Origin of the sequence: Actinophytocola oryzae (assembly GCF_004364325.1) — a bacterium.
GTDB classification, from domain to species: domain Bacteria; phylum Actinomycetota; class Actinomycetes; order Mycobacteriales; family Pseudonocardiaceae; genus Actinophytocola; species Actinophytocola oryzae.
This window is the reverse complement of the sequence record NZ_SOCP01000018.1, coordinates 125,361-144,916: the sequence shown is the minus strand read 5'-3', so window position 1 is coordinate 144,916 and position 19,556 is coordinate 125,361. Positions and strand designations below refer to the sequence as shown.

Sequence of the window (19,556 nt, the reverse complement as noted above, 5' to 3'; positions counted from 1 at the left end):
GCCACCAGGCACACGAGCCGTGTCGGCCTTGTGTTCACCGCCGTTACAGACTCGTTGCCACTACGCGTTGGGTGCACCGATGCCGGTAACCGACCGGACCTCCAGCTCGTCGGCGCGTTTGCGGTCCGTGTCGTCCTGGCTCAGGACGGTGCCGAGCCAGCCGAGGAGGAACGACAGCGGGATCGACACGATGCCCGGGTTGTTGAGCGGGAACACGTGGAAGTCCACGCCTTTCACGATCGAGTTCGAGCCGCCGGAGAAGACCGGCGACAGGACGATCAGCAGCAGGCAGGAGCCCAGGCCGCCGTACATGGAGAACAGCGTGCCGGTCGTGTTGAAACGGCGCCAGAACAACGTGTACAGGATGGTCGGCAGGTTCGCGGACGCGGCGAGCGCGAACGCCAGCGCCACCAGTGCCGCCACGTTCTGGCCGATGGCGAGGTAGCCGCCCACCATGGACAGCACGCCGATCACCACGGCGGTGATCCGCGCGACCCGCAGCTCGGACCCCGGTTCGGGCCTGCCGTCCTTCATCACGTTGGCGTACACGTCGTGCGCGAACGACGCCGACGCGGTCAGGGTCAGACCGGCCACCACCGCCAGGATCGTCGTGAACGCCACGGCCGCCACGATGGCCAGCAGCACCGTCCCACCCACCTGGAACGCCAGCAGCGGCACCGCCGAGTTCTCCTTGCCGGGCGCGGACATGATCGTGTCGGAGCCGACGACCGCGCTCGCGCCGTAGCCGATGACCAGCGTGCACCCGTAGAACAACACCATCGCCCACGTCGCCGACAGCACCGACCTCCTGGCCTGCAACGCGTTCGGCACCGTGTAGAAGCGCATCAGCACGTGGGGCAGGGCGCCCGCGCCGAGCACCAGCGCGAGCGACAGCGACACGAAGTCCAGCTTCGTGGTCTCCGTCGCGCCGTACTGCGCCCCTGGCTCCAGCACCCGGTCGCCGAGCACGTTGTTGTCCGCGGCACGGTTCAGCAGCGCCGACAGGCTGAACCCGAACTTGCCGAGCAGGAACACCGTCAGCATCAGCACGCAGACGAGCAGCAGGCTGGCCTTGATGATCTGCACCCATGTAGTGCCCTTCATGCCGCCGACCAACACGTAGAAGATCATGATCGCGCCGACGCCGGTGATGACGAGCGCCTGGCCGCCGCCGGAGCGGACGTCGAGCAGCAGCGAGACGAGCACGCCGGCGCCCGCCATCTGCGCGAGCAGGTAGAACGCCGAGATGACCAGCGTGGCGTTCGCGGCGGCGGCACGCACCGGGCGCTGCCGCATCCGGAAGCTGACCACGTCACCCATGGTGAACCGGCCCACGTTGCGGAAGCGCTCGGCGATCAGCAGCAGCGGGACGAGCCAGGCGACGAGGAAGCCGATCGAGTACAGGAACCCGTCGTAGCCGTGGACCGCGATCGCCCCGGCGATGCCGAGGAACGACGCCGCCGAGAGGTAGTCACCGGACAGCGCCACGCCGTTCTGCAGACCGGTGAACGCGCCGCCCGCGGCGTAGTAGTCGTCGGTCGTGGTGTTGCGGCTGCTGACCCGGTACACCACGAACAGGGTGACCGCGACGATGGCGAGGAAGATGCTGACGTTGAGAACCGGCTCGCCCGTCACTGTTCCGTCTCCCCCGCGATCCTGCGCAGCTCCCGGATCTCCGGATCGACCTTCGTCCTCGCGAAACGCGCGTACCAGAGCATGATCACGACCGTCGTGAAGAACTGCGAGAGACCGAGCAGCAGACCGACCGTGACGCTGCCGAACATGCGGTGGGCCATGAACTCGTGTGCATAGGCCGCGAGCAGCACATATGTCAGGTACCAGGCCAGGAACAGGCCACTTGCCGGAAAGATGAAACGTGCCAACCGGCGGCGGATCCGCACGAAATCAGGGTGCTCACGAATCGCGGTGAAGTCCGGCTCACCATTCTCGGCGTCCGGGAACCCGCTTGAGAAATCGTTTACCAAGGGTTCGAAGGCAACGTATTTCTCCGGCTCCTGCGCACGCGAGAACGCCGACGCTTGAGTCATGGTGGGGATTCCCTTCTCGGTGAAGCTTGCGAAAGCGTAGCCATCGCGCGCCCAGAGTCAAGCCCACTTCGGTGCGAAAGTTTCGACATACGAGATGATCGAGAAAATGTCCCGCCAAGATCGTTTATCTCACGGAGAGTGCACGATCGGCTGCGTAAACAACGCTTGAACATTGGCGAGGTTCATCCCTAAATTGACTGGGATTGTCGGGACGTCCGGGCGTGCCCGAGAACGCAATGCCGTTAGGTGGGGTGTGATCTCGTGAGCTCGGTCGGGAAAACCGGTGCCGACCCGGTCGGCGGTCGGGAAAACTGGTGGTCAGCGACGGTCCAGTGGCGCAACTGGCCCCTGTTGGTCAAGCTGGGCGCGGTACTCCTCGTGCCGGTTGTGAGCGCTCTCGCGCTCGGGGTGCTGCGGGTGCAGTCCGACGTCTCGCTGGCCGAGTCCTACACGGAAACCGCGCAGACGGCCGAACTTCGCGCCCAGTTCGTGTCGGTGGTCGCGGCGGTGCAACACGAACGCGCCGAGGCCGTGCGGGCAGGCGGTCGGCTGCGGGAGGCCGCGGCCGTGACGGACCGGGCCGTCGCCGCGATGGCCGAGGTCGTGCGGCGCCACCCGGAGCTCGGCTCGGCGACCTCCGGCTACCGTGCGCTGGAACGTGCGATCGGCTCGCTGCCCGCCGCACGGCGCCAGATCGGCGGCGACGGCATGGTCGTGCTCAGCGCGTACAACGCAGTGGTCGACACGGTTCTCGAGTTCGACCGGTCGCTCGTCGGCCAGTTCCCCGACGAGAACCTCGCCGACACGTCGATCGCGCTCGCGGAGCTGCAGGGCATGAGCGAGCAGGTCGCACTGCAGCGGGCGATCGGCAACCTCGGACTGCGCGACCGCGCGCTGTCCGGGAACGGGCGGCAGGTGCTCGTCGAGACCGGCGTGCGGCTCGCCGACAAGCTGGAGGACTTCCGTTCCCAGGCCCCGTCCGCGCTGACCGCCCGCTACGTCAGGGCGGCGACCGACGAGGACGTGACGACGTTCCGGCAGCTGGTGGACGCGATCCGGACCACCGACCCCGCCGCGCTGCCGATCACCCAGGCGCAGTGGGACACCGCGGCGAAGCAGACGTCCGCGCTGATGACGGACCTCACCGCGCGTGCCGCGGCGGACCTGCGGTCGGCCTCCGCCGCGCTCGCCGAGAGCGTCAGCGACCGGGCGGGCCTGGAGTCGGTGCTGCTGCTGACAATGGTGTTGCTTGCGGCGGGTATCGGCGGTGGTCTCGGCCGCTACCTGCTGCGTTCGGTCGCCCTGCTTCGCCGCACGGCACTGGACGTCGCCAACTCGCGGCTGCCTGCCGCGGTGATGAGCATCCGCGCCGGCGAGGGCATGCCCGCGATCGACCCGGTGCCGCTGCGGTCGACCGAGGAGTTCGGCCAGCTGGCCCGTGCTTTCGACGCCGTGCACGGGCAGGCCGTGCGGTCGGCGGGCGAGGAGGCCAGCCTGCGCGGCAACCTCGCGAACATCTTCACGAACCTGTCGCGCCGCAGCCAGGGCCTGGTGGAGCGCCAGCTGCGGCTGATGGAACAGCTGGAGCAGAAGACCGACGACCCCGACCAGCTCGAGAACCTGTTCAAGATCGACCACCTCGCGACGCGGATGCGCCGCAACAACGAGAACCTCATGGTGCTGTCGGGCACCGGCCTGCTGCGCCGCTTCGCCGAGCCGATGGCGCTGCCGGACGTCCTGCGGGCGGCCATCTCCGAGGTCGAGCACTACCAGCGCGCGGTGGTGCGCTCGGTGCCGGACGTGCGGGTCGCGGGCTACGCGGCGGGCGACCTCATCCGGTCGATCTCCGAGCTGATCGAGAACGCGACGGCGTTCTCCCCGCCGGACGCCCAGGTCACCGTCGTGAGCAGGCTGCTGGCCGACGGGGCGGCGGTCGTGGACATCCTCGACGTCGGCGTCGGCATGTCGGACAAGGACCTCGTCGACGCCAACCAGCGCATCGCGGGCGGTGGTGGCGTGGACGTGCCGATCTCACGGCAGATGGGCCTGTTCGTGGTCGGCAGGCTGACCGCGCGCCACGGCATCCACGTGCGGCTGATCCCCCGTGCGGAAGGCGGGTTGTGCGCGTCGGTGCTCGTCCCGGCCGGGCTGGTCAACATCGGCGACCCCGGTGCGACCGCCGCCATCGAGCTGCCCGTGCCGGGCAGGGGCCCGTCGACCGCGACCGAGTGGCTGGGCGCGTCCTCGGTGGCGACGAGCCGGCCGATGACGGTCACCCCGCTGGTGCCACTCGCACGTACCGAGGGGCCCGCCGGCCACGCCTGGCAGTCCACACCCGCCGAACTCGACGAGCCCGTGGTGATCGAGGTGCCGGTCGTCGGCATCGCCGAGGCACCGGGGAAGCAGTCGGCCGGACCGCTGCCGCCTGCCGAGTCGTCGTGGCCTGCCGAGGAGTTCGTGCCGGTCGAGGTGGCGGGCATGCTGGAGACGGCCGGGATCATCGTCTCGCCGCTCCCCGACCTGCCGAACGCGTCCACACCGGCGTCGATCCTGTTCGCGGACAGCACGTCGAAGGGCGCGGGCGGCGGGGAGTTCTCCTGGCTGCGTGACCGGGCCGTGGCACGGGCGACCGCCGCGCCCCCGCCACCTGCCGCACCGGCACCCGTCACACCTGCCGTGACGACCGGACCGGCCGGCCTGCCGAAGCGGGTGCCGAAAGGGCAGCAGCCGGGCGCGCGCAAGGACCAGAACCCACCGCAGGCGACGGCCAGGAACGCCGTGCGGGCCAGGGGGTTCATGACCGGCCTGCAGGCCGGCATCCGTCAGAGTCAGAACCGCGAAGGGGAAACGGGATCATGACGGGCGTGTTCAGGCCGGAGGAGACCCACCAGGTGGGGCAGTTCGGCTGGCTGGTGAACAACTTCGCGGAGAACGTGCCCGGTGTCGCGCACGCCGTCGTGGTCTCGGTGGACGGGTTGGCGCTCGCGTCGTCGAACCAGCTGCCCGTCGACCGGGCCGAGCAGCTGTCGGCCATCGCGGCCGGGCTCGTCAGCCTGAACCTCGGGGCCGCGCGGATCCTCGGGGCCGAGTCGGTGGTGCGCACGGTCGTGGAGATGGACCTCGGTTCGCTGCTGCTGCAGTCGGTCAAGGACGGCTCGTGCCTCGCGGTGCTCGCCGTGCGGGACTGCGACATCGCGCAGGTGGCCTACGAGATGGCCGTGCTGGTCGACCAGGTCGGCCAGCTCCTGACCCCGCAGCTGCGTGCCGCGCTCGCGGCGGGCTAGGAACGTGAGCAGACCATGAGCGCCGAGGACGAGTCCACCTTCGCGGACGTGTTCAACGGGCTCACCATGGGCGGCAGGCGCAGGCAGCGTGATCGCGTGGAACCCGCGCCACAGCAGCGAAAGGAGACCGCGCCGGATGTTCCGCCGCATGTTCCGCAGCCGCAGGAGGAGGAGAACGCGGCAAGCGTGCGTGCCTACGCGTGGACGGGCGGGCGCGTCCGGTCGAGCTGCCGGCTGGAGATCGAGACGCTCGTCTCGACGACCGCGCGGGCGGAGGAGCTGATGCACACCATGCGCAGCGAGCACCAGTCCGTCGCGCGGATGTGCAGGCAGACCAGGTCGGTTGCGGAGATCGGTGCCCTGCTGTCGGTTCCGCTCGGCGTGACGCGTGTGCTGCTCGACGACATGGCCGGGCTGGGCCTCGTGACCGTGCACACCAACCAGACCACGGGTGACGGGCAGCCGGACGTGGACCTGCTGGCCCGCGTGCTGCGCGGCCTGTCCAACCTGCGCGGCTAGCCCACGATCCCGCCGCCGAACGCACTGAAGGCGTCCTTCATAACGCCCAGCGCAAGGAAGGCGTCCTTCAGTGCGGGGGGCGAGCCGACACGTGCCAGGGCTCCGCGTCCGTGCCGGGCGGCTCGTACCCGATCGGGTACTCGGCCTGGAACGTGCCCGCGTAGACCGGTCCCCCGGCCGGGTCGAACACCCTGTCCAGCCGCGCCTGCTCGTGCCAGGTACCGCCAAGGGTCACCGGATTAGGTGCCGCGCGGGTGTTCCGGCCGCCTGTCACCGGGCACGCCGACAGGCCGAGTGGGTCGGTCATCGTCGTCGGGTTCGTCACGTACGCGAGCGAGTCGCGACCGGTCTCGATGCCGAGCGGGTCGTGCGACAGGTACCTGCCGGTGTCCGGGTCGTAGTACCGGTGCAGGTTGTAGTGCAGCCCCGTCTCGGTGTCGTGGTACTGGCCGGGGAACCGGAGCGGCGTGTACGCCGTGCCGGGTGGTGACAACACCCTGCCCCACAACGTCATGCCGACCTGCCACGCCACGTCTCCCGCCTCGTCCACCAGTTCGGTCGGCGTGCCTGCCTGATCCGTCACCACCGCGTGGAAGTCGGTGCCGCTCTGGCCGAGCACCCGCCGGGTCTGGGTCACCACGCGGTCGGTGCCCGGGAGCCACTCCCACACCATCGCCACCGCCGAACCGGTGCCGCTGCGGACCTCCTCCGCCAGGTGGGTGCCGTCCCACGTGAACTGGACCTGTTCCGCTATCCGGCCCGCTCTGTCCAGGCGCTGCTTGGCGATCCGGCGGCCGAGCGCGTCGTAGCGGTACCGCCAGCGCAGGCCGTCCGGCGTCGTCACGCCCGTCAGGCGCTCGTCCTGCCACTCGAAGCGCCAGTCGCCACGTGCGGTCGTGCGGCCCTCGGCGTCGTGGGCGTGGACCACGTCGGCCGCGGCGGCCAGGAGCGTGCCCCGATAGCCGCGGGGGCCACCCGCGCCAGGCAGGCTCGCCGTCCGGACCAGGCCGGACAGCGTGTACTCGTAACGCTCCTGCCAGCGGCCCCGCACCGCACGCACGCGGCCTGCCGGGTCCACGTCGAGAGTCCTCGTGCCGGAGTGCGTGTCCGTCACCCGCGACACGTGGCCGTCGGGCAGGTAGTCGTACTCGCGGTGTGCCACCGTGCGCCCGCCGCCCCGGACGGTCTGCGTGGCCAGGCGGTCGACCGCGTCCCAGCTCTGCCGCAGCTCGATCTCCGTGTCGTCGCACAGGCCGTGCAGCCTGCGGACCAGCTCACGGCCGCACCGGTCGTGCTCGAACCGCATCGAGCGGCCTGCCGTGTACAGCGCGATGGGATGGTCGGCTTCGTCGTAGGTGAACCGCGACTGCGCGCCCGAGGGGGTGCGGCGCGTCGTGCGGCGGCCGGCCAGGTCGTATTCGGACCGCACCGTGCGGCCGTTGATCGACTCCGCGACCACGCGGCCCAGCGCGTCGTGGACGAACCGCAGCTCCGCGTCGGCGTTCCTGGCGACGGTCAGGCGGCCCGCCGCGTCGTAGGTGAACGTGGCCACCCCGGCGGCGGTCTGCCGCCGCACGACTCGGCCCAGCACGTCCCGCTCGAACACGACGGTCTCGCCCGCCCCGTTGGCCCGCACCGTCATCTGGCCCGCCGCGTCGTAGCCGTAGCGCGTCGTGCGGCCGTTGTAGTCGGTCTCGCTGACCAGGTTGCCCGCCGGGTCGTAGGTGTAGCGCCAGACCAGGCCCTCCTCGTTGGTCACCGACACCAGCCGCAGCTCCGTGTCGTAGGCGTAGGACAGGCGGCCGCCGTCCGGCGCCGTCTCCGCGACCAGCAGGTCGAAGTGCGCGTACTCGGCCGCCGTCCTGCCGCCGCGCGGGTCGATGGAGACACCGGCGTGCCAGCGCCACACGGCACCGTCCGGGCCGGTCCGCTCCCGCAGCTCGCCCGTGGCGTCCCAGGTCATCGTGGTCACGCCGCCGAGCGGGTCGGTGACCGTGCTGACGTGGCCGAGGTCGTCGTAGGTGTACCTCGTGACCGCGCCAACCGGGTCGGTGACCGCCACCGGCAGGCCCGCCGCGTTGGACTCGACGTGGGTGACGCCCCCGAGCGGGTCGGTCACGGTGGCGACGTTGCCGTTCTCGTCGTGGGTGCGGACGGTGACCGCGCCCGTGGGGTCGCTCGTGCGGACGAGCCTGCCCCTGGCGTCGTACTCCCGGCGCCACACCGCGCCGTCCGGACCGGTCGTGACGACGGGCCGGTGTCGCCCGTCGTACTCCCTGGTGGCGCGGCTGCCGTCGGGCCGGGTGACCGCCGTGACCCTGCCGGTCTCGTCGCGTTCGTAGCGGGTGACGCGGCCGAGCGGGTCGACGCGGGCACTCAGGCGGCCCCACTCGTCGCGTTCGTAGCGGGTCGTGTTGCCGAGCGGGTTGGTCTCGGCGACGACCCGCAGCCGCTCGTCGAGCCGGTAGCGGGTCACGTGGCCGAGTGAGTTGGTGACGGTCGTGACGTCGTCGTCGTAGGCGAGCAGGCAGTCGAGGTAGCCGCCGGTGCCCTCGGCGCGGACCACGCGGCCCAGCGCGTCGAAGTGGTAGCGGTACCAGCCGTCCGCGTCCTCCCAGCTGGTCACGCGGCCATCGGCGTCGTAGGCGAAGCGGGTCGCCGCGCCGTTCGCGTCGGTGACCTCGACCAGGCGGCGGTTCTCGTACCGGTAGCGCGCCAGCTCGGTGTCACCCGTGCCGATCGCGGTGACGAGTCCGTCCCCGGTCGCCACGTCGAGCCGGTAGCCGCCGGAGTGTTCTACGGCCGTGAGGTTTCCCGTGCCGTCGCGGCGGAAGTCGACGCGGTTGCCGTCACCGTCCACGATGGACTCGAGGTGGTCGCCGAAGCGCAGCAGCCGGGAGGCGTCCCGGTCGATGACCTCGTAGCCGTCCCTGACGCGACGCAGGGGAAATCTCGGTCCGGAGTTCGGGAGGACCTCGCTTCCGTTGACCGGGACGGGATAGCCGAGAAGCGTGCCGTCGGCGAGCACGAGGTGCAGCGCGTCCGGTTCCTCCTCGACCCGCTGGTCCACAGTGGACGCCCACGACGCACCGAACGCCCTGCCGAGGCGGTAGGACGAGAGGTGGGTGCGGGACAGGGTCAACGGCAGCGCACCCGCCAGCTCGACGTCGGTCCGCGGCAGGACCACCCAGCCGGTGGCGACGTCGATCGGGTCACCGCACAGCCACCGCTCCCCGAGCGGGACGTCGTGTGCGGCCGGGTCGGTGACGACGTCCCCGACCCGCGTGTGCCCGTACGGCCCGGTCACCCGGTGCCGGGGGATCCCACCCCGGCACTCCCCTGCAGAGCACCGGACCTCCCCCGCTCCCGCTGTCACCGGATGTCCGGGCCGTTCCCCCACCGCGCCCCCCGAGACGGCGGAGCCTGGATGGCTGGACACCGACCGGGTTCTCACACCACCCAGCCTGGTTCCCCGGGGGTGGCGTAGTCATCGGCCACGGCACGTAGGTATTGGCCGTCGGCTACCTGCCCGCCGCCTCGCGCATGATCTCCACCCTGGAGCGCAGTGCCAGCTTGGCCAGGATGTTCGACACGTGGGTCTGCACCGTCCGGCGGGAGAGGAAGAGCTCGTCGGCGATGTCCGGGTTGGACATCCCGCGTGCGACGAGCCGCGCGACGCGCGTCTCCGCCGGGGTCAGGGCGTCCCACCCCGAGGTGGCCCTGCGCCGCAGGCTGCGCGGCCCGCGCCGGATGCCGAACGGGCGCAGCCGCGCCTCGACACGCCGCAGGTCCCACGTGGCGCCGAGCCCGTGGTAGGCGTTCAGGGCGTCGGTGAACGCCGTCCGGGCCCGGCCCGGCTCGCCGTCCTGCGCCAGCAGGACCGCCGCCTCCTCCAGCGCGAGCGCGCGCTGCAGCGGCCAGCCGTGCTCGCCGTACCGCCGCCCCGCGGCCAGCAGCCCCTCCGCGTCGCCGTCCCGCAACGCCTGGCAGCACTGGGCGGCGGCGATCCGGTCGGTCTGCGGTGCCGCGTCGGCGTCGGCCTGGCACATGGCCACCACGGCGTCCGCGAGGTGCCGGTCGCCGACCGAGAGCGCGAGCCGGACCAGGTGCGGCATCAGCTCCTGACGCGTGCGCTGACCTGGCACGTGACTGTGCTCCAGCAGCGTCGACAGGCGGTCGAGCGCCTGCCGGGACTCGCCCACGACCTCCGCGTCCAGCGACCACGCCGCGGCCAGCCGCCAGTTCGCGGGCAGCCGCGCGAGGTCGGCGAACGACTCGTCCGACGACGGCAGCCAGCCCGCCGCGGCGTCGCGGTCGCCCCGGTGCAGTGCGATGAGCGCGCCGAGGGCGGAGGAGTTGAGGTTGGCCCGGTTGCCGCGGAACTCCGCGTCGATGCCGCCGAGGTGGACCAGGGCGTCGTCCCAGTCGCCGTGCATGTAGCCGACCTCGGCCGCGGTGGCGAGCAGGCCCGCGGCACGGAACGTGCCCGCGCGTTCGGCGAGCACCAGCACGGGTGGGAGGGCGGCCGCCACGTCGTCCCAGCGGCCGAGGATGGCGAGGTAGGTGAGCCGGTTGTTCGTGAGCAGCAGCCGGAGGTCCGTCGACTCCGGGTCGTCGCCCAGCTCCGCGAGCGCCCGGTCGATGCGGTCCACGGCGGTCGGGGCGTCGGCGACGAGCGTCGACGCGTGCAGTGTGTAGCCGAGCGCGAGTGGGTCACCGGACCGGGTGGCCTCGTCGAGTGCGGTGGACACGGCGGCCACCGCGGCGTCGGCCTGGCCGAGCAGGGCGCGCTGGATCGCCGACCACGCGCCGAGGCGGGCTCGGAGGTGGAGCGGGACGCGGTCGTCGACGGGCGCGGTGGCCATCGCGAGCGCGTCCTCGGTCCGCCCGGAGCGGCCCGCGGCACGCACGCCGAGGATGGTCATGGTGGCGGCGGTCTCGATGTCGTCGGTGTGCCTGGCGACCTCGCGGGCCAGCCGCGCGGCCTCGTCGTCGCGGCCGAGCCAGTAGGACACCTGCGCGGCGCGCCCGGCGAGGACCGCCCAGGCCGGGTCGTCGGCGCCGATCGTGCGGACGGCACGCGTGAGCAGCTCGGCCGCGACCTGCGGCACCGCGTAGAGCATCGCCTCAGGCACCCCGGCAAGCCACTGGATGACCCAGCGTTCGGTGGTCTCCGGGCCCGCCAGGAGGTGCCTGGCCACGGCGTCGAGGCCGTGGCCGGCGTCGGCCAGCTCCTTCGCGAGGTGGCTGTGGAGGCCGTCCAGCGTCGCCTGCGAGGCCTGGCCGACGAGGACCTGGCGGATCACCTCGTGCCGGAACGCCAGCCGGGTCCCGACGGCCAGCACGGCACCCGCCGCGATGGCCTCCTCGACCACGGTGGACAGTCCGGCGGCCGACCGGCCGGTCACGATGGACAGCTCCTCGACGCCGAAGTCGTTGCCCAGCAGGGCGGCGATGCGCAGCACGTCGGCGGTGTCGGCACTGGGGAACCGGAGCCTGCGCCCGATGGCGACCGCGAGCGAGTCGGGCACCGCACCGGACTCGCCGTGGAACTCGGCGTCGCGGACGAGCCCGTCACGCACCAGCGAGTCGACCAGTTCCCTGACGTACAAGGGGTTTCCGCCCGCGCGGGCCAGCTCGGCGGTCAGCAGGGGGCCGGGCGGGCCGCCGAGCAGGTGCCCGGCGACCTCACGCACGTCGTCCGTCCCCAGTGGACCGAGATCGACCAGCTCGCCGCCGCGCTCGCGGGCGAGGTCGTGCAGCCGCGCGACCGTCGCCCGGTACGGCGCCGGACGGGACGTGGCGAGCAGCAGCAACGGAATCTGGTCGACGGCACGAGCAAGGCGGTTCCAGAGCAGCAGGCTCGGCTCGTCCGCGAACTGGAGGTCCTCGGTCACCAGCACGACAGGACCGGCCGTGCACAGCCGGTCGATGTGCTCCAGCAGGCGTTCACCCGCCGCCAGCACGGGATCGGCCGCGCTGCCCTCACCACGCAGCAGCCGGGCGATGGCGGTCAACGCCGGGTCGGGCGAACGCGTCGACACCCCGAAGGCGTCGGCGACGAGCCGGAGCGGGAACGCCTGTGCCAGCTCGTCGCCGGTGGCCCGGTGGACCGTGCAGCCCGCCTGCCGCGCCCGCGCGGCGACGACGTCGACCAGCATCGACTTGCCGATGCCGGGCTCGCCGCGCACCCAGCCGAGGCCTCCCCGGCCGTCGGCGAGCAGGCGCACCGACTCCGCCAGCCGTGTGAGCTCCTGTTCCCGCCCAGTGAGCCGCTCGCCGTGCCCCACTGTCATGAGGGCAGACTACGTCGCTCAGATGTTGAACCCGCCGTCGACGGCGAGGCTGGCGCCGGTGACGTAACGCCCGTCGGGCCCCGCGAGGAACGCCACGGTCGCGGCGATGTCCTCCGGTACGGCGAAGTGGCCGAGGGCGGTGTGCCCGTTGATGGTGGCGGCGTTGGGCCCGTCGGCGGGGTTGAGCTCGGTGTCGGTCGGGCCGGGGTTGACGAGGTTGACGGTGATCGCACGGCCACCCAGCTCACGGCCGAGCGCCTTGGTCAGACCGGTCAGCGCCGCCTTGCTCGTGGCGTAGAGGCCGAAGCCGGGGAAGACGACCCGCTCGGCGACGTTGCTGCCGATGGTGATGATCCGCCCGCCCGCGGCCATGTGCCGCACGGCCGCCTGCGTGGCGAGGAAGGGCGCACGCACGTTGACGTTCATCGTGCGCTCGAAGTCCGCCGCGGTCAGGTCCTCGAAGGGTCCGACCGCGAACTCACCCGCGTTGCTGACGAGGATGTCCAGCCTGCCGAACTCCTCCGCCACCCGGTCGACGGCCTTCGCGACCTCGGCGGTGTCCGCGCTGTCGACACGCATGGCGACCGCGCGCCGACCCGTGGCCTTGATCACCTCGACGACGTCGCCCGCGCGCCGCTCGTCACGCTGGTAGGTGATGGCGACGTCCGCGCCGTCCCGGGCGAGCCGCGTCGCCACCGCCGCGCCGATTCCCCTGCTGCCGCCGTGACCAGTGCGGCCTTGCCCTCGAGTGCGTTGCTCATGCGGCAAAGGCTTGCGGACGGGCCGTCGCACGTCTGGCGGCAAACGGACGGCGCGTATGCGAAGGACCCGGCGTGGCACCGTGGTCGGCCGGTGCCCGGAGGTTTACACCCGCCCTGGGCTGGGCACGATCCCCCTCGACCCGCGAGGACACGATCCGCATCGCGGAGAACACGGCCTTCGACCCGGCCCGGCCGGGTCACCGAAGGCCACGCGGCCACCGGGCACCATCCCGTCCGGTGGCCGCGTCCCCTTCGCAGTTGTTGCGCGCCTTACCCGTCAGGTTTCAATGGCAACGGGAATGCCGATTTGTTGGGCAACGGGTGTCCAAATGTCGGCGTTGGTTTCGGGGGTCGTGATGGAGAGAACGAGGGCGTAGCGGGCGCCGTGGTCGCTACGGTCGCGGGTGGGGTTTTCCTTCCACCACCCCGTGACGGGGTACACGGCGATCGCTCCCCGGTTGGCCAGGTCGATGGCCGTGCCAGTCCAGATGTCGGTGTGAAGGCAGCCGGGGGCTGACTGGTGTTCGGTTCCGAGGTACCACCCGGCATCCGTACCGCTGGTTGTGGGGCGTTGTTCCTCTTCGGCGAGGGCTTTCTGGTTGAGCCGCTTCTCGAAGTCACCCTGGGACTCGGTAGCGGTACGCAGGTCGAACCGCAAACCATGAGAGGCGTAGCTGTGGCGGCGCCGCCAGCCGCGACGGCCAGGGTTGGGTTCGATGAAGTAGGAGAGCGTGACCCGCAGCCGTACCTGAGTCTCGGCGAGATCGGCAAGGACGTCCGTGGGCCAGGGCAGGTCGTGAAAGTGGATCTCCCGCATGACACCTTCCTCGAACGGATGGATCACGTCCTGGGCAACCAAGGTCAAGGCGTCGGTTGCGCTGCGAGTGGCACGGGTGAGGTCGGGCACGCCCATGCCGTAGCGGCGCAGCAGCCGAGCCCGAGGTCGTCGGCTCTTCACCGCATCGAGACGGCGCCGCATCACCGGAGACCACTCGGCGGAGTGCACAACCAGCGCGCGAACCGTCTCGGGCCGCAGTGCCGGGTAGTCGGCCCACACCGCGGCAGCCAGTGCCGCGACCTGTGCGGTGGCCGCACTGGTGGCGTTGGTTGTGGTCAACAGACGCGTGGATCTCGTGGCGAGAGGTGCGTTGGTAGTGACGATCTGCAGATTGTCAGGCGTGTCGAACTCGGTGCCGTTCGGGGAGCGCGCGACGTTGCCGCCTTCCAGGACGATGTCCGGCCTGGCGGGCCAGGTCTTGCTGAAGGTCATGGATGTCCGGCTGAACGGAGACAGCTCCCCTTCGCCGCCAGCGGCGTCCAGCCTGCGAACCCGGCGGGCGCGTCGGCCATGGAGTCACGTTCGGTGAACGCGCCGACCGTGACGACATTCCATGCTTGTGCCGGGTCCTCGACCGGCTGCAGATCGCTTTGGTCGAGGTGATCGTCCTGCCAGGCGGTGCGTATGTTGCCGACCGAGACCACGAACAACCGCCCAATCTGGCCGTTGCCTCCGACGAGGCTGACACCCGCGTCGTCGGTGAGGTCGACGAACTCCAGCCCGTCATCGTTGGTGATCACCGAGCGGCCGACCGCGAACGCATCGAGCGCAGCCGACCAGGACGAGGGCTGCCCCATTACAGGAGTGGCGGCAGCACCTTTCGGCGAAGGCGGCTGCGGAGCGGTCACGGCGAGAGAGTGCACCCGACGGCGGTACGGGGCCTGAATCTCCGCGCGGGCGATGCCATCGACGGTGACGGCCGCGTACAACTCCGGGGAGTTGTGGGCCGGTGGTGGCGGCAGGATCTTCACCGACTCCAGGCGATGCGTCAGCCGTACCGCCGTCGAGCCGCTCAACACAGCGGCGAGGTCTCCGAACAGTGCGAGCCCGGCCATTTCCGTGCCGTGTCCGTAGTCGTCACAGACCGGCCACAGCGGATCCGCAGCGTGGCAGTCCTCTGTGTCCAGTGAGGACTCCAGAAGCAGATGATCACGGAACACCCCGCTGTCCACCACACATACCGACGGCGCCTCCCTACCGGCAGGCTCCAGTCGAGCGAGGAGATCATCGACCCATTCCCGCTGCTCGGCAGGAGGCATGCGGGCCAGGACGATCGCGGGCTCACTGGGCGCCCGCAACTCCGCCAAGTCGTCAAGCACATCCACCGCACCCGCGAGTTGCTCGACGCCGGCCTGCACCAGCACGACGATCCGGTCACCGAACCCGAGGTGCTGCCGCCCCACCCTCGCTCCGGTCGCCTGGGCAAAGGCCCGCAGCCGGTCCAGTTCGTGTCCGTCGCGACGCCGAAGCCACACCTCCCACCACACCCGCCGCCCCGCGGGTGGGAACATCCCCGGCGGATCGGTCCACAATGCCTCGATGGTGGCCAGCCGGGCCGACTGGATCGGATCGACCAACGCACGGTGCCTCACCGTTGTCATGCCCGCCGAGTCGGCATAGGCCGTCAACCGATCGAGGAAGTAGCCAACCGTCCCTTCTGGAACGAACACCGTGGCTCGCTCCACGACACCGCTGCCCGGGACCGGTATCTCCTGGACCGACATCAGCTCCGGGTGGCGTCGTCCCCGCCGCGGATCGAGACTGGTCAGCGCGAGCTGAAGCCCGGGAAAACTGTCGAACGTGGCGTAGAAACCGTCGATGGCGCCGTCCACCACGATCGGGAGACGTTGTCGGCGCGTCGTGGCGACCTGCGCAGCACGTTCCAGGTCACCGCGGAGGCGTTGGCCGTGGCGCAGGCGATCACTCGGCGTCGGCACGAGTGGCGACCCTCCGCCCCGGTTGTACGGACGGTACGCCGCCGCCCGGGCCGGGACAGGGATGATCAAGTGCGGTCGATCACGTTCAGTCATGAGCCACCCAGCGGCGGTCAGAGCCCCTGGTGGACCCTACGCTCCTGCAACGACTCACACAGAGTAGCGGTAGTTACCTCACCGTCACCGGAGAGGATCGCGTCCTTCGCCGCGACCTCGGCCGCGGTCGCCACCTCGCCATGGCTGAGCCCCGCCGCCGCGGCATCGATCCTCGCCCACGACAGCCGGGCCGTCCTCACCGACGCCAGACGGTTGCGAATCACCGTGCGGACCACGTCAGGATTGGGCAACGGGTAGTCGATGACCGTGTCGAAGCGACGGAACATCGCCCGGTCCAGCAACTGGGGGTGGTTGGTCGCCGCGACGACCACACTCGCGGAGGTGTCCAGTTCGAGGAACTGGAGGAACGAGTTCAGTACCCGACGGATCTCACCCACGTCATTGGCTGCCGCTCGCTCCCCGGCAAGAGCGTCGACCTCGTCGAACAGGTAGACCCCGCGCGTCTCCGACAACTCATCGAAGATCAACCGCAGCTTCGCGGCGGTCTCCCCCATGAACTTCGTGATCAATCCGTCCAACCGGATCGAGAACAACGGCAGACGCAGCTCTCCGGCCAGCATGTGCGCCGACATCGTCTTCCCCGTACCCGGAGGCCCCGTCAGCAACAACCGTCGCATCGGCTGGAACCCGTGGGAACGCAGAGTGTCCCCCCGTCGCTGTTCCAACAGCACCCGCGCCAACCGCGCCCGCACCGCGTCGTTCAACGCCATCTCCGCCAACACGGGCTGCGGATACGTCACCGTCAGCAGTTGCGCCAGCTCACCCCGCGGCTGCACCACCGGCACCAACCGAGCGATACCCCCGGCGGTCTCCACGTGCGCCGAACGTTCACGCAGCGTGTCCACCAAGTCGCGCAGGTCCTGCGCGAAGCGGTTCTGACCGCTTCGCGCCGCACCGGCGGCCACCTGCAACGCAACCGAGTAGAACCGCCGGTCATCGCCCTCCGCGTGGCTCTTCACCAGTGCCTTCACCTGATCAGCTGTCGCCACCAATCTCACCCCCCTCCACAGCCAACTGGGCGCGTGTCCAGCGACACCCACCGACACTGACGATAGCGGGTGCGAGGAGAGCGGGCCGGTCACTCCACCGGCACGAACGGGACCGTCAGGTGCGGGGTCGCCAGCTAGGTCGGGCGGTGGCGGCTGTCGGCGAACAGCGCGTGAAGAACGGGCCGCTCGCGTCGAGCAACGCGGTGATCTGCCACGGACCGGCCCACATCGTGGCCACCCCGGACGCCGTCGACGTCAACCCGGTCACCGCCAAGTCGCCTGGATCCTGGCGCGGAGTCTACGCCCGGCGTCGTTCACTCGGCGCGGACGTCGTCCACGTAGACCTCGCCGCCGTTGAGGAACACCCACACCGCGTGCACCTGCGACGGGTCGAACGTCACGCCCGCCGGGCAGTCCAGTTCCTCGTACGTCACCGAGATCGTGTTGCTGCGGCCCGCGTCCGTCCACTCCCAGCGGCTGCCCTGGCACCACGACATGCCCGCGCCCGTCTGCACCGCCAGTTCACCCGTGGTGCCCGCCGCCGCGCCTGCGCGCACGTCGGCCTTCAGCATCGACGTGCCGGTCAGGTCGAACGACGTCCGCGCGCCGTACCAGTTGCCGCCCAACGGGGTCGTCACCGCGAGGCCGTGGTCGCCATCGGTGTGGAACGTCGTGGACTGTGCCACGGTGCCGCCGTCGTCCGGGTTGGCGATGGTGAAGTCGTCGGTGCCGGTCTCGAAGGAGAACAGGGTGCGGTCCACCGGCTCGATCGGGTCGTCGGGTGTGCTGGTGCCGCACGCCAGAGCGGCGGCCGCCCAGTCGGTGTGGGTGGTGCCGGTGGTGGTGAGCCGCAGCCATGACACGCCGGTCAGGTCCGCCGTCAGCGTGGCCGGGGCGCCGGGGCCGACCGTGGCGGTGGCCGCGACGGTGTCGCCGGTGTGGATCGTGAATGTGGCCTCGCCGGACGCCGCCTCGTCGTCCAGGCCCACGTCCGTCGACAGGTGGGTGCACCGGCCGCCCAGGTAGTACCGGATCTCGCTCGGTGCGGTCGTGCCGATGCCGCGCTGGTAGACGCGGCCGCCGATCGTGATCAGGCTCCCGTCCGCGCTGGTGTCGGTGCCGGGTGCGTTGGTGGCGCTCACCGGCTGGATCGTGCTCAGGTAGCGCCTGCCGTCCGGTGGCGCGTTCACCACCGTGCCGATGACCTCGCTGGTCGACGAGCCGTGGCGGTCGTAGGTGGCGGTCAGTGTGATCGGGCTGCGGCCCGCCTGCGTGCCTTCCGGTGTGGTGACGGTCCACGTCGTGTCCATCGCGGCGTCGGTCGCGAGGCGGCGGCGGGTGGTCGGCGTCGACGCGGTGACCGTCCAGCCCTCCGGTGCCCGTGCTGTGACGGTGACGTGCTCGACGGCCCGCGCGCCACGGTTGGTCACCCTCGTGGTGAGGGTGCCGCCCGTGCCGGGGACGAGCGTGCCCAGCGTGGCGCCGACGGTCACCGACGGCGCCAGGTGCCCCGGATCACGCAGCGGGCGCACGCGGTAGACCACCGTGCCGTGTGCGGGCACCGCCGCCGAGATCGTGGACTTCGTCTGCAGGACCTCGCCGGACCAGACGTCACGCAGCCGGTAGGCGTTCGCCCTCGGCAGTCCCGTCTGTCCGGCCGGCACGCTGACCGTTGCCAGCGCGTCGGTCGCGTTGTAGAGCGCCACCGCACGCTCACCGTTCGCCAGCGGCTTGTCGAGTGCCATCAGGCCGTCGCGGTCGAGGACGACCGCGCCCTGCACGCCGAGCCGGTCCTGGTCGATCGCGATGATGTCGCGGTTGCCGAGGATCGCCATCGTGGCGGGTGACGCGGTGCGCAGGTCGGTGCCGATCAGCAGCGGGGCGGCCATCATCGCCCACATGCTCATGTGTGTGCGGTACTCGGCGTCGGTCATGCCGCCGTTGCCGATCTCGAGCATGTCGGGGTCGTTCCAGTGGCCCGGCCCGGCGTACGGCGCGAGCGGCGCGTTGGTGGCGATGATCGAGCGCAGGCTCGGCCACTCGTCGTTGACGTCGCCCGTCGTGCGCCACAGCTGGCCGACTTCCCTGCCCCACAGCCAGGGTTGGGTCGTGCCCCACTCGCAGATGGCGTACACGATGGCGCGACCTGTCCTCCGCAACGCGTCACGCATGGCCGTGTAGCGGCGGACGTAGTCGGCCTGCGAGCCGTCGGACTGGTTGTTGCAGTTGTCGTACTTGAGGTAGTCGACGCCCCAGTCGGCCCACGTCCGGGCGTCGACGTCCTCGTGGCCGAGGCTGCCGGGGTAGCCGGCGCAGGTCTTCGTGCCCGCGTCGCCGTAGATGCCGAGCTTGAGGCCCTTGGCGTGCACGTAGTCCGCGAGTCCCTTGATACCACTGGGAAACTTCGCGGGATCCGGCACGAGTCGGCCATCCGCGCCGCGTTCGCGCAGGGACCAGCAGTCGTCGATGTTCACGTACCGGTAGCCGAGGTCCCGGAAGCCGGACGAGACGAGCTTGTCCGCCGTCTCCTCGATGAGCGCCTCGCTGACGTCACAACCGAAGGCGTTCCAGTTGTTGAAGCCCATCGGCGGGGTGGCGGCCAGTGTGTCACCACCCGGTGCGGCCATGGCGAATGGCGCTGTCCAAGGGAGCGCGACGAAAGCCGCGAGCAGGCACAGGAACCTACGCATGGATTCGATGACAACACCGAACCGGTTCAGTGTCAACAAGTCGATATTTGTTAAGCGATTTGTTCAGCAGGTCGGACCGT

At 70.8% G+C, this 19,556-nt stretch carries 12 protein-coding genes and 1 pseudogene; 3 read left to right on the top strand and 10 right to left on the bottom strand.

Features of this window, described 5'->3' with window-relative positions; all coding sequences use genetic code 11:
• Positions 1 to 60: 60 nt before the first annotated feature.
• Both CLV71_RS36245 and CLV71_RS36240 read right to left on the bottom strand, forming a co-directional pair.
• Positions 61 to 1,635, bottom strand: a complete 1,575-nt coding sequence (locus CLV71_RS36245; protein WP_133907416.1) for a solute symporter family protein — start codon at positions 1,633 to 1,635, stop codon at positions 61 to 63.
• Complete coding sequence (locus CLV71_RS36240; RefSeq protein WP_133907415.1) at positions 1,632 to 2,048, bottom strand: DUF485 domain-containing protein; 417 nt, start codon at positions 2,046 to 2,048, stop codon at positions 1,632 to 1,634. The genes CLV71_RS36245 and CLV71_RS36240 overlap by 4 nt, the downstream gene beginning before the upstream one ends.
• Before the next feature lie 261 nt (positions 2,049 to 2,309).
• Here CLV71_RS36240 and CLV71_RS36235 point away from each other — a divergent pair, with 261 nt between their 5' ends.
• Genes CLV71_RS36235 through CLV71_RS36225 form a run of 3 tightly spaced genes read left to right on the top strand, consistent with a single transcriptional unit; the run spans position 2,310 to position 5,851 of the window.
• Positions 2,310 to 4,907: a nitrate- and nitrite sensing domain-containing protein gene (locus tag CLV71_RS36235; protein WP_166664404.1), complete on the top strand. Its 2,598-nt coding sequence runs from the start codon at positions 2,310 to 2,312 to the stop codon at positions 4,905 to 4,907.
• Positions 4,904 to 5,332, top strand: a complete 429-nt coding sequence (locus CLV71_RS36230) for a roadblock/LC7 domain-containing protein (protein ID WP_133907413.1) — start codon at positions 4,904 to 4,906, stop codon at positions 5,330 to 5,332. Before CLV71_RS36235 ends, CLV71_RS36230 begins: the two co-directional genes overlap by 4 nt.
• 15 nt (positions 5,333 to 5,347) lie before the next feature.
• Entirely contained in the window at positions 5,348 to 5,851 is a 504-nt protein-coding gene (locus tag CLV71_RS36225; RefSeq protein ID WP_133907412.1) for a DUF742 domain-containing protein, read from the top strand.
• Between the two features lie 67 nt (positions 5,852 to 5,918).
• Here the strand turns inward: CLV71_RS36225 and CLV71_RS36220 are convergent, their stop codons facing one another.
• The 8 genes and pseudogenes from CLV71_RS36220 to CLV71_RS36195 all read right to left on the bottom strand — a co-directional run bounded on the left by CLV71_RS36220 (position 5,919) and on the right by CLV71_RS36195 (position 19,476).
• Positions 5,919 to 9,158: an RHS repeat-associated core domain-containing protein gene (locus tag CLV71_RS36220; RefSeq protein WP_243867074.1), complete on the bottom strand. Its 3,240-nt coding sequence runs from the start codon at positions 9,156 to 9,158 to the stop codon at positions 5,919 to 5,921.
• A 214-nt stretch (positions 9,159 to 9,372) separates the two neighbouring features.
• A complete protein-coding gene (locus CLV71_RS36215) occupies positions 9,373 to 12,147 on the bottom strand; it encodes a helix-turn-helix transcriptional regulator (RefSeq protein WP_133907410.1) in 2,775 nt (924 codons plus the stop codon).
• An 18-nt stretch (positions 12,148 to 12,165) separates the two neighbouring features.
• Positions 12,166 to 12,908 (bottom strand): annotated as a pseudogene (locus CLV71_RS36210) (SDR family NAD(P)-dependent oxidoreductase).
• 277 nt (positions 12,909 to 13,185) lie between these two features.
• Entirely contained in the window at positions 13,186 to 14,178 is a 993-nt protein-coding gene (locus CLV71_RS50260) for a S8 family serine peptidase (protein WP_208297925.1), read from the bottom strand.
• Positions 14,175 to 15,683 (bottom strand): S8 family peptidase, encoded by a 1,509-nt coding sequence (locus tag CLV71_RS50255; protein ID WP_208297924.1) that lies wholly within the window; start codon positions 15,681 to 15,683, stop codon positions 14,175 to 14,177. The genes CLV71_RS50260 and CLV71_RS50255 overlap by 4 nt, the downstream gene beginning before the upstream one ends.
• Positions 15,684 to 15,793: 110 nt before the next feature.
• On the bottom strand, positions 15,794 to 16,843 hold the full coding sequence (locus tag CLV71_RS36200) for an AAA family ATPase (protein WP_208297923.1): 1,050 nt from the start codon (positions 16,841 to 16,843) through the stop codon (positions 15,794 to 15,796).
• A 58-nt stretch (positions 16,844 to 16,901) separates the two neighbouring features.
• Positions 16,902 to 17,054, bottom strand: a complete 153-nt coding sequence (locus CLV71_RS48130) for a hypothetical protein (protein ID WP_166664403.1) — start codon at positions 17,052 to 17,054, stop codon at positions 16,902 to 16,904.
• Positions 17,055 to 17,100: 46 nt separating this feature from the next.
• On the bottom strand, positions 17,101 to 19,476 hold the full coding sequence (locus CLV71_RS36195; protein WP_133907408.1) for an NPCBM/NEW2 domain-containing protein: 2,376 nt from the start codon (positions 19,474 to 19,476) through the stop codon (positions 17,101 to 17,103).
• Between the last annotated feature and the right edge of the window lie 80 nt (positions 19,477 to 19,556).